The organism is Aequorivita sublithincola DSM 14238 (genome assembly GCF_000265385.1).
Classification (GTDB): Bacteria; Bacteroidota; Bacteroidia; order Flavobacteriales; family Flavobacteriaceae; genus Aequorivita; species Aequorivita sublithincola.
The window spans coordinates 1,914,291-1,928,485 of record NC_018013.1 but is presented as its reverse complement, the minus strand read 5'-3'; the positions used below and the strand labels follow the sequence as shown (position 1 = coordinate 1,928,485).

Below are 14,195 nucleotides of genomic sequence, written 5' to 3'. Positions count from 1 at the left end.
AATTAGTGCTGTTTTGCTTTTAGTAGCTCAAAATTTCCAAAATCTTTTGCTTTACTTTTTCAGTGGAAGGAATCATAGTTTCCTCAAGTATGGAATTTAAGGGTATCGCCGGCATATTTTCAGAACCAATCAACATTACAGGAGCGTCCAATTGCTGAAAGCACTCTTCTTGAATTCTACCTTGTAATCCTCTTGAAAAACCATTTTCTGAAGGTTCTTCAGTTACAACCAAACATTTTCCACATTTTTTCACACTTTTGAAGACAGTGTCGTAGTCTAAAGGATGGAGCGTTCTAAGATCCACAACTTCAATTTTATCCTGCATTCCAAGTTCTTCGGAAGCATTCATAGCCCAATGTACACCCATTCCGTAAGTAATAATGGAAAGGGTTTCTTCATCTTCTTTTTTCCAGATTTCTTGTAAAACCCAAGCTTTACCGAAAGGTAAAATATAGTCCTCCGCGGGCATTAATGAAGTTGCGCCTTTGGTGCCTTTCACTTTGCTCCAGTACAAACCTTTATGCTCAAAAATAACCACAGGATTTGGGTCGTAATAGGCCGCTTTTAGCAAACCTTTCAAATCCGCTCCGTTACTTGGATAGGCAATTTTAATACCTCTAATGTTGCTAACCACACTTTCTAAAGAGGAAGAATGATATGGACCACCACTGCCATAAGCGCCAATCGGCACACGAAGAACCATGGAAACTGGCCATTTTCCATTAGAAAGATAACAGCTTCGGGAAACTTCCGTAAAAAGTTGATTGAGTCCAGGCCAAATATAATCTGCAAACTGAACTTCAACAATAGGTTTCAATCCAACCGCGCTCATTCCAACTGTTGAGCCAACAATAAACGCTTCTTGAATTGGCGTATTAAAGACACGATTGTCGCCGAATTTCTGCGCTAGCGTTGCAGCTTCGCGAAAAACCCCGCCCAAACGCGCGCCTACGTCCTGCCCGTAAAGCAAACATTCTTTGTGCTTTGCCATTAATTCTTCAATAGCGAAAAGTGCGCAATCTACCATCACCACTTTTTCACCTCCTTTTGGGGAGCGCTCACCTACTTCTTCGGTAATTGGAGTCGGTGCAAAATCGTGAGTGAACAAATCTTCAGGTTTGGGATTTTCAGCTTTAAAAGCTTTCTCTAAACTCTCAGCAACTTCCTTTTTTGCATTTTTTTCAATTTCTGAAAGTTCTTTTTTAGAAAAACCATTATCAAGCAAAAGCTTTTTCAACTTTGGGTATGGATCGCGAGTTCTCGCTTCCTCCAAATCATCGCGATAAAATTCCATCCGAACGCCAGAAGTATGATGATTCAAAAGCGGAACTTTTGCGTGAACTAAAAACGGTCTTCTTTCAGTTCTTATTTTTGAAATCACTTCCTGAATTGTGTTGTAACTTTCTTCAAAATCGGTTCCATCTATGGATATAGCTTCCAATCCTTTAAATCCTTTTGCGTATTCAAAAGCATCTTGGGCACGAGTTTCCGCAGCATTTGCAGAAATATCCCAACCATTATCCTGTACTAAATATAGAATTGGCAATTTCTTTAAAACTGCCATTTGGAATGCTTCGGCAATTTCACCTTCCGTAACAGAGGCATCTCCCAAACTACATACTACAATGGGATTATCAGAAACATTTTGCGGAAAACCTTCGGCCTCTTTATACCAGAAACCCAATGCCACTCCTGTTGCTGGAATGGCCTGCATTCCCGTAGCCGAACTTTGATGTGGAATTTTCGGTTTGTCATCGTCCTTTAAACTAGGATGTGAATAATATGTTCTTCCGCCAGAAAATGGATCATCCTTTTTCGCCAAAACCTGAAGCATCAACTCATAAGGTTTCATTCCAATTGACAGTAATATAGAGTCGTCACGATAATATGGAAAAACGTAATCCTGCGGCAGAAGTTGCATACCAACCGCAATCTGAATTACTTCATGACCACGAGAAGTAGCATGTACGTATTTTGAAACTGTCTTAAAATTTTCCTCATAAATCTCGGTCATCGCTTTTGCGGTTACGAGCGTTGTGAAAGCTTTTTTAAGTATATTCTTATTTATGTTTTTAGCCACGAATTCACTAATTATATCGTTATAACTAAACCTAACAGGTTTTAAAAACCTGTTAGGTCTGTTCTGTTTTAAATTTTTCTATTGGAATCAAACTGTTCCATATAATCAGCAATCCTTCTTAAAAAAGAACCTGCCAAATATCCATCAACTATTCTATGATCGAATGAAAGTGAAAGATACATCATTTGGCGGATTTCAATGGTATCTCCATCTTCACGCTCTATTACCTCCGCTCGTTTTTTGATAACTCCGACAGCTAAAATTGCTGCTTCGGGTTGATTGATAATTGGTGTGCCCATCAAACTTCCAAAAGTACCTACATTACTAATTGTAAAAGTGCTACCCTTGGTGTCGTCAGCCTTCAATTTGTTATCCCGAGCTTTTCCTGCCAGTTCATTTGTAGCTGCGGCCAATTCCTTTAAGTTCTTTTTATCGGCATTTCTCACAACTGGAACAATTAGGTTTCCTGAAGGTAATGCTGTTGCCATCCCGATATTTATTTCATCTTTTACAATAATATTTTTCCCGTCTAAGGAAGAGTTTATCATTGGAAAATCTTTGATTGCTTTTGCTACAGCTTCCACAAATAATGGTGTAAACGTCAACCGTTCGCCATGCTTTTCCTGAAAAGGATTTTTTTTTGCATTTCTCCATTTTACCATTTCGGTTAAATCAGCTTCCACATAAGCAGTAACGTGCGGGGAAGTGTGCTTTGAAAAAACCATATGATCCGCAATCATCTTACGCATACGGTCCATTTCTATTATTTTTCCTTTTCCTTTGTCGAATTTTAAATCAGGGATTTGAAATCCTGAAGACTCTGAAACAGCTTGTGCAAACTGAAACGGACGTCCGTTTTCCAAATATTCTGAAACATCGCTTTTTCGTAACCGTCCGTCTTTTCCAGTTCCAGAAATTCGAGCTAACTCTTCGTAGCTAATATGGTTTTTGCGAGCAATGCTGTTAACTAAAGGTGAAATGAAAACGTTTTCATTTACTTTGAATGATTTTGAAGCGGAAGACGAAGTTGGCTTTGGAGTTGATTTTGAAATTGAAACCTTCGATTTTCCCTTCGTTTCCGAAGTCTTTGAAGTAGTTTTTTCTAAACTTCCACCTTCTGAAACTTCCAGAATTGCAATCACTTCGCCAACTGGCACAACATCTCCATTGCTGAATTTATGTTCCATCATTTTCCCCGAAGAAATTGCCGGCACTTCATTATCTACTTTATCCGTTGCTACTTCTAAAAGCACATCTCCTTCCTCAAAAGTATCACCAACTTTTACGTGCCATTCAATGATGGTTCCTTCGGTAATGCTCTCGCCCATTTTGGGCATTTTAAATTCCTGTTTACTCACTTTTTCCTTATACTTTTTCCTTTGCGGTCTTTGCGGCTTTGCGGTGAAATATTTACCGCAGAGGCGCTAAGAACGCATAGAGTTTAATTATTGCAACAACTAGTATTTACTTCTAAATTCTTCCAAAGTTTTATAAAAATCTTCCTGAACTGGCCGATTCTTTGGAATTTCTCGTAATGGCTCCACTTCTCTCAAACTTTCGTGACAATCCGATGGTAATTGTTGATACAATCTTGTTCCCGCTGTTTTCCACGCAATCATTTCATCTGAAATATCCTTTATTGCTTTTGCTGGATTTCCAACTATCAATTTTCGTTTTGGAAATTTCTCATTAGCTTTTACAAAACTCATTGCGCCAACAATGCATTCATCACCGATTTCGGCATCGTCCATAATTACGCTGTTCATTCCAATCAAACAATTTCTTCCCAGATTTGCACCGTGAATTATTGCTCCATGACCAACGTGAGCGCCTTCTTTCAAAACAATACTCTTCCCTGGAAACATATGAATAGTACAGTTTTCCTGAACATTCACGCCGTCTTCCAAAATTATCTCACCCCAATCGCCGCGAATTGCTGCTCCAGGACCAATATAACAGTTTTTGCCAATGATTACGTTACCAGTTACTGCTGCAAGTGGATGGACGAAACTAGATTCGTGAATAACTGGAATATGTTCTTTGAAAGAATAAATCATTTTTTATTCAAATCGTTTCAATGTTTCTTTTGTAAAATCACTAAGCACCAATCTTCCTGAAATTATGGCTCTTTCAGCAAGTAATTCATCCCAATCTTCCGTGCCACTCCAAAATACTTTTTTCATTTCTTTCATGGCTTCGGGATTGTAATTGCAAAGATTTTCTGCAAATTTTTGCACGGCTTCGTCCAATTCTTCTACAGAATCATAAACCTGATTATACAATCCTTTTTGTTTTGCCCATTCAGCTTCATAGAATGAATTGGCATCTATTGCAATTTGGCTCATTCCGCTCAAACCAAGTTTTCTTTCTACAGCGGGACCAACTACAAATGGACCGATTCCTACATTTAATTCGCTTAATTTTATTGCAGCAAACTTGGTTGCCATACAGTAATCTGTTGCCGAAGCAACGCCTACACCACCGCCAACGGTTTTCCCTTGAATTCTTCCTATGATAAATTTTGGGCATTTACGCATTGCATTAATTACCTTTGCAAAACCGCTGAAAAAGACCTTTCCAGTTTCGGCATCATTGATATTTATTAGTTCGGTGAAACTAGCGCCAGCGCAGAAAGTTCTGTCACCGCCACTTTTTAGGATTATAACTTTTACGTCGTCATTATTTCCAGCGTCGGTGATTGTATTTGCTAGTTTCGCTAACAAATCTCCCGGCAAGCTGTTGTGCGCCGGATGAAAGAATTCTATTGTTGCTATTCCCTTTTCTGTGTTTATATGAACGTATGGTTCAGACATGTTTCTACTTTTAAAATTTATATTAATCCAAATTGCTCGAAATGATGATTTAAATGTTTCCGCTCTAATAAATACCCTTCATAACGGTTCAATTCACCAAAAACTAGATTTTTTAATTTAGCATCTTGATTTTCTTTGAAATAGGTTTTATAAGCTTCACGTTCTTCAAGAAATCTCTCCTTAGCTGTTGCTAAATCAGGATGTTTCAAGGTATCCAATATGTCTTTTTCAAGCATTGGAAAATTCGAGTTTCGAGGAAACTTATCATAATTATACAGGCTTGCGTGCACTTTTTCTAAATACTTTTCTGGTGTTGCAACTTCAAAATCTTGAATTTTTCCTGAAGCAATTTTATAAGTATATTCCAAATGTTCCAACATATGTTGAGGCGTCATGATTCCCCAATTTGGCTTAGTTTCTTCAGTTAATTTGTTTAAAAGTTCTTGAATTTTTTCATCAGTCATTTCAACAAAAACTTCTTGTTTTTTCTGAACCATTGTTAGAATCGTTGCAACTGCTACCAATTCATCTTCAGCATCAAAAACCTCTACAAACCACTTTACAATTCCACTGGGATGTTCTGCCGAAGCAACGTCGCGATCTACTTTTTGTTTACACGTTAAGCGCACATAAATAGTGTCGTTATGGTATAACGGACGTAAGAATCGGCAGTCTTCCAATCCATAATTCGCTGCTACTGGACCTTTGTTCGGATAAACGAAAAGTCCTGCTGCTGCGGCTATAATGAAATAACCGTGTGCTGTTCGCTTTTCAAAAATACTTCCGTCAAGTGAAGTTATGTCAGTATGCGCATAAAAATGATCCCAAGTGAGATTTGCAAAACTTATAATGTCAGAATCTGTAAGCGTGCGTTTGTGTGTTTTTAGGGACATTCCGGGTTGGATGTCTTCCCAATGATATTTAAACGGGTGTTGATCTGCTTCTTTATATTTTGAGTTTGCTTGATAGATTCCTGTAATTTCGGTTAAAGTTGTTGGCGAACCTTGAATTGCGGTCCGTTGCATGTAATGCTTTATACCACGAACTCCGCCCATTTCTTCTCCGCCACCTGCACGTCCTGGACCGCCGTGAACCAAACTTGGCAAAGGCGAACCGTGGCCCGTACTTTCTTTGGCACTTTCGCGGTTTAGGACTAAAATCCGTCCGTGGTGGGAAGCGGCATTTATAACATATTCCTTTGCGATTTTATCATCGTTTGTTGCGATGGATGAAACCAAAGAACCTTTCCCCATTTGGGCTAAAGTGATGGCTTCGTCCAAATTTTTATAGGGCATTATTGTGCTCACAGGACCAAAAGCTTCGGTTTCGTGAACAGCCAAATTTTTGAATGGATGATCTTCACGTAGTAAGATTGGAGCTAAGAAAGCACCTTTTTTAGCATCGGCACCGATTACGTCAATTTTATCTAAATCTCCATAAACAATACTTGCGGTTTTGGATAATTCTTGAACGCGTTCTCTTACTTCTTGCACTTGATCCAAACTCACCAAAGAGCCCATTCTAACTTCTTTTAAACGCGGATCGCCAATGGTTACTTTTGAAAGTGCTTTTCCGAGTGCAATTTGTACGTCTTCAATTAAGTTTTCCGGTACAATTACACGTCGAATGGCGGTACATTTTTGACCACATTTAACCGTCATTTCATTTCTCACCTCTTTAATAAATAGATCAAATTCTGGCGTTCCGGGAAGGGCGTCTTCACCTAGAACAGAGGAATTGAGAGAATCCGCTTCCATAGTAAATGGAACTGCCTCATTTATAATTCTTGGATGTGCTTTAAGCATTCGACCTGTAGTTGCAGAACCTGTAAATGTCACTACATCCTGAGATTCCACAAAATCCAAAATAGTTCGCGCTGAACCGTTAATAAGCTGCAATGCTCCTTCTGGTAAAATTCCAGAAGCTATTATTTCGCGCGCTACAGCTTCCGTTAAAAATGAAGTGTTTGTTGCAGGTTTTACAACGGCAGGAACGCCAGCCATCCAATTTACAGCACACTTTTCCAACATTCCCCAAACAGGGAAGTTGAAAGCATTTATATGAATTGCAACTCCGCGTTTTGGCACCATAATGTGATGCGCCATAAAACGTCCGCCACGGGACAAATCTATTGGTTCGCCTTCAACGTGATAGGATTGATTAGGAAATAATTTACGAAGAGAAGCATTGGCAAATAAATTTCCGAAACCGCCTTCGATATCTATCCAACTATCCAATTTTGTTGCGCCTGTTCTATAACTTATCTCGTAAAAATCAGCTTTCTTTTTTGTTAAATATAGCGCTAAGGATTTTAGCATATTCCCGCGTTCTTGAAAAGTCATTTTCCGAAGAACTTGTCCACCTTTTGTCCTTCCGTATTGAAGGATTTCCGCAAAATCTAGTCCTTCGGTATCGGACAGCGCAATCACTTCGCCCGTAATGGCGTCGTGCATAGGCACGCCTTCGCCGCTACCTGTAATCCATTGTCCTGTTACGTAATTATGTAGTTTTTTCATTGATATTTTATTAGAAGCTAATTAAATACGTTTCAATATTTAAGAATTTTATCTAAGCTTTTTTTTAAAATTTTGATTTCGGATTCCTCAATATTCCCCATCTTATTTTGCAATCTTTTTTTATCAATAGCTCGAATATGAATAGGTAGGGCTTCTGAAGTATTTTTCAACCCATTTGTAGTATTAGGTTCAAGAATTAAATTATCATTATAATATTTAAGTTTAGTCGTTAAAGGAACTACTATAACAGTATTCATAATTTTATTAATACCAGAACCTGATAAAATAATAGCAGGACGTCTACCTCTCTGTTCACTTCCAAGTGTTGGATCTAAAAAAATCTCGTAAATATCGCCTTGATTCATTCGTTTTCGAGTTCTTCAAGAATTTTAAACCAATCTTCGATTCCTTCTTCAGCAAGTAATAATTGTTCTGGATCGTCTGCCATTTTTTTATAACTATTTAAAAAAGCAGCTCTATCTAACTTTTCCAAATAGTATTCTAAAGCTTTTTGAATTAATTTATTTTTTGGCACTTTTAATTCACTTGCTCTTTCTGCGAGATCATTTAAAAGTTTGTCTGGTAAACTTGATGTGAATGTTGCCATTTTATATTTATTTTTTGTAAATATAATTCATATTGGTCATTAAACCTACAAGGAGATTTTCTTTTTAGCTTTCGCTAGAAGAAAACAACATCTTACAGGTTAGGAAACGTTTTCAATAATTGCTGCATATCCTTGTCCAACACCAACACACATTGTAATTAGTGCATATTTTTTATTTTGAAGTTGAAGTTCTAAAGCTGCGGAATAAGCAAGTCGCGCGCCAGTAACACCAAGGGGATGACCGATGGCGATTGAGCCACCATTTGGATTAATTCTTGGATCATCATCTTTTAATCCCCATTCGCGGATGCACGCCAAAGCTTGTGAAGCGAAGGCTTCGTTCAATTCAATAACGTCCATGTCTTCCATTTTCAAGCCAGCTTTTTTAAGAGCTTTGTTGGAAGCTTCAACGGGACCAATGCCCATAATTCGAGGTTCGACTCCTACAACTGCTGAACTCAAAATTCGAGCGATTGGTTTCAAATTATATTTTTTCACAGCATCTTCTGAAGCAATAATCGTTGCTGCCGCACCGTCATTTAACCCTGAAGAATTTCCTGCGGTTACGCTTCCGTCTTTTTTAAACGCTGGTCGCAATTTTGCTAAAACTTCTTTGGTTGTTGAAGGACGGATAAATTCATCGTCTTTAAAAATAATCGGGTCTTTCTTACGCTGCGGAATTTCTACAGAAACAATTTCTTTTGAAAGCCTTCCAGTTTGTTGCGCTTTTGAAGCTTTCATTTGTGAATTATACGCGAAAGCATCTTGGTCTTCTCGTGAAATATTGTGTTTTTCTACCAAGTTTTCAGCGGTATTTCCCATTCCGTCTGTACCGTACATTTCGGCCATTTTTGGATTTATAAATCGCCAACCGAAACTGGAATCGTACATTTTTGCATCTGTTCCAAAAGCGGAAGATGGCTTAGCAACAACATACGGCCCGCGCGTCATATTCTCAACACCTCCCGAAATAAACAAATCGCCATCTCCAGCTTTTATTGCACGATTAGCCTGAATGATTGCTGAAAGTCCGCTGCCGCACAGTCGGTTTACCGTTTCACCGGGAACCGTAACTGGTAATCCTGCCAAAAGTGAAGCCATTCTTGCGACATTTCTGTTGTCTTCGCCAGCTTGATTTGCGCAACCTAGAATTACATCATCGTAAGCTTCTTTTGGAATGTTTGGGTTTCGTTTTACTATTTCAGCAATTACCAATACGGCTAAATCGTCTGTTCTCACAGCGCTCAGTGCTCCTTGATAACTACCGATTGGTGTTCGTATTCCGTCTATTATGTAAGCGTTTTTCATTTTTAAAATATATAATTAATTCCGAGGAAAGCTCCTCCTAACTCTCTTTAAAAAGGTGATAAATTAGAATTTGATTTAATTCATTATTTCAGAAAAAGTATCTCCTTGCTTAATATCGCCAGTTTTGTAACCTTTCATAAACCATTTCATTCGCTGTTGAGAGGTTCCGTGGGTAAAGCTGTCTGGTTGTACATCGCCTCGCGATCTTTTTTGTATTGCGTCGTCACCAACTGCATTTGCAGCACTTAATGCTTCTTCAATATCGCCTTCTTCTAAATATTCTTGATTGTAATGAGCCCAAACACCAGCATAGAAATCGGCTTGAAGTTCTAAAGCTACAGAAAGTTTATTGGCTTCACTCCTATTTTGTCGTTGCAGTTGTGTTACTTTTTGAGAAGTTCCAAGCAATGTTTGTACGTGGTGGCCAATTTCGTGAGCGGTTACATAGGCAATTGCAAAATCACCACCTTTGGCACCGAAACGTGTTTTTAATTCGTCAAAAAATGCTAAATCCATATATAGTTTTTGATCTGCAGGACAATAGAACGGACCCGAAGCTGAGCTTGCATTTCCGCAACCTGTGCTAACGGCGTCTGTGAATAGAACCATTTGTGGCTCTACATAATCGCCAATATTGTTTTCACTAAAAATTTGATTCCAAACATCTTCAGTGTCTGCTAAAACAGTTCCCATAAAGCTTCCCATCTCTTTTTCTTGAGCCGTAAGTTCACGTTGTTCGGTTTGTTGACCAGACTGGCTATTGCCTAATTGCTCAACTATTGGTGCCAGTTGCTGACCTGTTTCACCCCCAAAAAACTGAAGTCCGAGTACTATTAATGTTACTATTATTCCGCCACCCGCGGCTAGTTTGCCTTTACTCATACCGCGACGATCGTCTAGGTTGCCACTTTGTCTTCTACCTTGCCATTTCATCTTTAATACTATTTAGTTACAGTTATGTTGCTTTTATATTTATTCCCAATCTTTGTTCGTTCTATAAACTACACCTTTAAAAAGTGCGACCAATTCATCGCCACGTTTTACTTCAACAATATTGAAACCTAGTTTATTGCCAACTTTTTCAATTACGGATTCTGCTATTAAATAATCGCCTTCGTTGAGTGCTTCAATGTGGTTGATTGAAGTTTCAATGGAAACGGCAAATTTTCCGTGTGTGTTTGCTGCAAAACCGAAAGCTGTATCTGCCAATGAATAACTGATGCCTCCGTGAGCTTTGTTCATGCTGTTTAGCATTTCTTTTCTAACCGTCATTGCTACTTTGCATCTGCCTTTTTCAACTTCCAATATTTTGATGCCGAGCCACGAGCTAAAAGCGTCTTGACTTAGCATTTTTACCGGTATTTTTTTAGAATTAAGCATTTAAAAGAAGGTTTTATTTTCACGATTCATCTTCCGAAGTAATGGCGAACAACGGTAACGGTCTTCATGATATTCATCGTAAAGTTCGTCCATTTTCTTTACACACCAATCTATTCCTTTTTCGTCTGCCCACGCCAATAATCCTTTTGGATAATTTACGGCTTTTGTCATTGCGCTGTCTATATCTTCTGCAGAAGCGATGTTCCAAAAAAGTGCGTCAGCGGCTTCGTTTATTAGCATTACTAAAACTCGTTCAAAAATTTTATTTGAAATTGAAGAGTCAATTACATTCGAATTTATATCAGAATCTTTTACAAGGTTTCCGTTTTTATCATATTCGTAATATCCTATACCAGATTTTCTTCCTAGATACCCCGCTTCTGAAAAACGTTTTTGGGTGAAGGCTGGTCTGTAACGTGGGTCGAAATAAAATGCTTCAAAAACGGTTTCTGTTACGGTGTAATTTACGTCATTTCCTATAAAGTCCATCAGTTCAAAAGGTCCCATTCTGAAACCTCCGATTTCTTTCATTGCAGAATCTATTTCAGAAAACGAAGCGTTTCCTTCTTCATATATACGAAGTGCTTCGCCGTAAAAAGGCCTTGCAACTCTGTTTACAATAAATCCAGGAGTGTCTTTTGCAACTGCGACTGTTTTTTTCCAACTAGCAATTGTATCCATTGCAGTTTCTAACGTTTCATACGAAGTTTGTATCGCTGGAATTACTTCAACCAATTTCATTAATGGTGCTGGATTGAAAAAATGAATCCCAATACAGCGCTCTGGTTTTTGTAAGGAAGCCGCGATTGATGCTATTGAAAGTGAAGAAGTATTTGAAGCGATTATACATTCATCACTTACAAATTTTTCTAAAGTTGAAAATACGTTCTTTTTAATGTCTATGTTTTCAACTATTGCCTCAATAGTCAAATCAGAATCTTTTAATTCTTTTAAAGTGTTTACGTATTTTATATTGTTTTGAATGCGGTTTTTTTCTTCCGAATTGATTTTTCCTTTTTCGACTAAGCGAGTCATTATTTTTTCCAAATCGGTTTTGGCTTTTTCTAACGCATCTGTTTTCGTATCGTATAATTTCACGGAGCAGCCAGCTGTTGCCGCTACTTGCGCAATGCCGGCACCCATTGTTCCGGCGCCTATTATCCCTACTATTTTAATCATTTATAGATATATTATGATCAGACCTGTCAGGTTTTTAAAACCTGACAGGTCTGAATAAGATTACTTTCCTTTAAACTCTGGTCTTCTTTTATTGACAAACGCATCAACGCCTTCTGCATAATCTTCGCTTTGGGCGGCTTCTATTTGAAGTTTGCTTTCCATGTTTAATTGCTCTTCCAAATTATTATGTAATGAATTATTTAACAAACGTTTTGTAAGTCCCAATGCTTTCGTAGGCATTTTTGCCAATGTATTTGCAATGCCATTCACTTCTTCCATAAAATTTTCTGAAGAAACCACTTTGTAAACCATTCCCAATTTTTCAGCATCTAATGCTGAAATTTTATCGCCCAACATCATCAAAGCCGAAGCTTTCTGAAAACCAATTAACCTTGGTAAAAAGAAAGTCCCTGCACTGTCGGGAACCAAACCAATTTTGCTGAATGCTTGAATAAAACTTGCGCTTTCTGAAGCAATTACAACATCGCAAGCTAAGGCAATATTTGCCCCTGCTCCTGCTGCAACACCATTAATTGCCCCAATTATAGGTTTTTCAATATTTCGAATTCTGGTGATTATTGGATTGTAATGTTCATCAAGAATTTTCTTAAAACCAGGGTTTAATTCTGGCGAAGTAACTTCCTTTAAATCTTGTCCCGCACAAAAAGCTTTTCCGCTTCCTGTGATTACAATTGCGCGAACGTCAGTATTTTTTTCGCAAGCGTCCAATTCACTTTGAAGCAACAATGCCATTTCACGATTGAAGCTATTAAAAACTTCTGGACGATTTAGTGTTAGGGTTGCTACTTTATTTTCTATTTGGGTGGTTATGCTTTTACTCATATATCATTTAATGTCGAACACCGAACCACAGAACGCTGAATCTTAAAGTATCCAAACTTCATGATTCAGTATTCAAAATTCGATGTTCATTATTCATTTTATTTTAAACATTTAAAGTAATCAAATGGTTCGTGGCAATCGTCACATTTAAAAAGTGCTTTGCAAGCCGTAGAACCAAATTGGCTTACCAAATGTGTATTTGTACTTCCGCATTGCGGGCATTTTACTAGTTTTTTTTCACCAAGCAAAACGTCTTTGTCGTGCGATTCTGAAAGTGGACGAGCAATGCCATATTCTTCCATTTTTTGGAGTCCTTCTTCGCTAATCCAATCTGTGGACCATGCAGGGGAAAGCACCAACTCAACTTCTACTTTTTTACCTATTTCTGAAAAAGCCTTTTTTAAATCGTCCGAAATTACATCCATTGCTGGGCAACCGGAGTATGTTGGAGTTAATTTTATTTTTACGATTCCGTTTGCTTCAATTGCTTCTCGAATGACGCCAAGAGCCAAAACAGAAAGCACTGGAATCTCCGGATCTGAAACGGTTTTCAGAACTGGGATTAAATCTTTCTGTATGTTTGGTTTTTCTGTGAGTGTCATTTTTGAATATCGAATATTGAATTATGAATACAGAATATCGAAGTTTTGGCACTTCATTATTCGATATTTAGAATTCGGTGTTCGTTATTTTTTACCATTCCATATTCGGATAGGTGCGTTGCATATACTGCAATTCTGCCAAAATATAGCCCATATGTTCGCTATGAACGCCTTCTTTTCCACCTTTAGTGAAATATTTATTTTCGGGAACTGTAAGGGCGGATTCCTTTAAAACTTCAGAAACTTCCTTGTAATATTTTTCTTTGAAAGATGAAACTTCAATTCCGATTCCTTCTTTTGACATTTCCTTTTCAGCATCGGTCATATAGAAAAGTTCGTCAGTAAATCGCCAAAGATCATTTATTGCTTCTTGCATTTTTTTGTTGCTTTCCTCGGTACCATCACCTAGTCTTTTTACCCAATCGCTTGAAAATCTTTTGTGATAACTCACTTCTTTAATTCCTTTTTTTGCAATGGCGGAAAGAATTTCATCGGGACTGTTTTGTAACTTTTCCATCAACATAAAATGGTAAAAATCGAATAAAAACTGACGGCCAATTACGTAACCGAAATGCGTGTTTGGCTGTTCAACTAATAAGCAGTTTCTGTATTCTCTTTCTATTCTGAGCAAGGCGATATCGTCTTCTGACTTATTTTCTTCTGAAATTTTTGCAGCGTATTGATAATAGCTTCTTGTTTGCCCTAATAGATCTAACGAAATATTAGTAAGCGCAATGTCCGTTTCCAAACTTGGACCGTGGCCGCAGAGTTCGCCCAATCGCTGTGCAAGGATTAGGGAGTTGTCGGCAATTGTGAGGATATAATTATAGAGATTTTGGTTTTTCATTTGTATTAAGGGATTTGGCA

14 protein-coding genes are annotated in these 14,195 nt (G+C 38.0%); all 14 read right to left on the bottom strand.

Annotated features, from left to right (window positions below):
* Positions 1-19: 19 nt before the first annotated feature.
* Positions 20-2,014, bottom strand: a complete 1,995-nt coding sequence (locus tag AEQSU_RS08875) for an alpha-ketoacid dehydrogenase subunit alpha/beta (protein ID WP_042492409.1) — start codon at positions 2,012-2,014, stop codon at positions 20-22.
* A 134-nt stretch (positions 2,015-2,148) separates the two neighbouring features.
* A complete protein-coding gene (locus AEQSU_RS08870) occupies positions 2,149-3,417 on the bottom strand; it encodes a dihydrolipoamide acetyltransferase family protein (RefSeq protein ID WP_014782525.1) in 1,269 nt (422 codons plus the stop codon).
* Positions 3,418-3,537: 120 nt separating this feature from the next.
* On the bottom strand, positions 3,538-4,137 hold the full coding sequence (locus AEQSU_RS08865) for an acyltransferase (protein WP_014782524.1): 600 nt from the start codon (positions 4,135-4,137) through the stop codon (positions 3,538-3,540).
* A gap of 3 nt (positions 4,138-4,140) precedes the next feature.
* Positions 4,141-4,893 carry an enoyl-CoA hydratase/isomerase family protein gene (locus tag AEQSU_RS08860; protein ID WP_014782523.1) on the bottom strand — a complete coding sequence of 251 codons (753 nt, stop codon included), beginning with the start codon at positions 4,891-4,893 and terminating at the stop codon, positions 4,141-4,143.
* Between the two features lie 17 nt (positions 4,894-4,910).
* Complete coding sequence (paaZ, locus tag AEQSU_RS08855; protein ID WP_014782522.1) at positions 4,911-7,409, bottom strand: phenylacetic acid degradation bifunctional protein PaaZ; 2,499 nt, start codon at positions 7,407-7,409, stop codon at positions 4,911-4,913.
* 32 nt (positions 7,410-7,441) lie between these two features.
* Entirely contained in the window at positions 7,442-7,774 is a 333-nt protein-coding gene (locus tag AEQSU_RS08850) for a type II toxin-antitoxin system PemK/MazF family toxin (protein WP_014782521.1), read from the bottom strand.
* Positions 7,771-8,016 (bottom strand): ribbon-helix-helix domain-containing protein, encoded by a 246-nt coding sequence (locus tag AEQSU_RS08845; protein ID WP_014782520.1) that lies wholly within the window; start codon positions 8,014-8,016, stop codon positions 7,771-7,773. Before AEQSU_RS08845 ends, AEQSU_RS08850 begins: the two co-directional genes overlap by 4 nt.
* Positions 8,017-8,115: 99 nt before the next feature.
* Positions 8,116-9,324 (bottom strand): 3-oxoadipyl-CoA thiolase, encoded by a 1,209-nt coding sequence (gene pcaF, locus AEQSU_RS08840; RefSeq protein ID WP_014782519.1) that lies wholly within the window; start codon positions 9,322-9,324, stop codon positions 8,116-8,118.
* Positions 9,325-9,399: 75 nt separating this feature from the next.
* A complete protein-coding gene (ypfJ, locus tag AEQSU_RS08835; protein WP_014782518.1) occupies positions 9,400-10,257 on the bottom strand; it encodes a KPN_02809 family neutral zinc metallopeptidase in 858 nt (285 codons plus the stop codon).
* Between the two features lie 39 nt (positions 10,258-10,296).
* Complete coding sequence (locus tag AEQSU_RS08830; RefSeq protein WP_014782517.1) at positions 10,297-10,704, bottom strand: PaaI family thioesterase; 408 nt, start codon at positions 10,702-10,704, stop codon at positions 10,297-10,299.
* Positions 10,705-11,883, bottom strand: a complete 1,179-nt coding sequence (locus AEQSU_RS08825; RefSeq protein ID WP_014782516.1) for a 3-hydroxyacyl-CoA dehydrogenase NAD-binding domain-containing protein — start codon at positions 11,881-11,883, stop codon at positions 10,705-10,707. It abuts the gene before it with no gap.
* A gap of 60 nt (positions 11,884-11,943) precedes the next feature.
* Entirely contained in the window at positions 11,944-12,726 is a 783-nt protein-coding gene (locus AEQSU_RS08820; RefSeq protein WP_014782515.1) for an enoyl-CoA hydratase-related protein, read from the bottom strand.
* Positions 12,727-12,824: 98 nt separating this feature from the next.
* The gene (paaD, locus tag AEQSU_RS08815) at positions 12,825-13,328 is read right to left on the bottom strand and encodes a 1,2-phenylacetyl-CoA epoxidase subunit PaaD (RefSeq protein ID WP_014782514.1); all 504 of its coding nucleotides are present in this window, start codon (positions 13,326-13,328) and stop codon (positions 12,825-12,827) included.
* Between the two features lie 91 nt (positions 13,329-13,419).
* The gene (gene paaC, locus AEQSU_RS08810) at positions 13,420-14,175 is read right to left on the bottom strand and encodes a 1,2-phenylacetyl-CoA epoxidase subunit PaaC (protein WP_042492407.1); all 756 of its coding nucleotides are present in this window, start codon (positions 14,173-14,175) and stop codon (positions 13,420-13,422) included.
* Positions 14,176-14,195 lie beyond the last annotated feature (20 nt).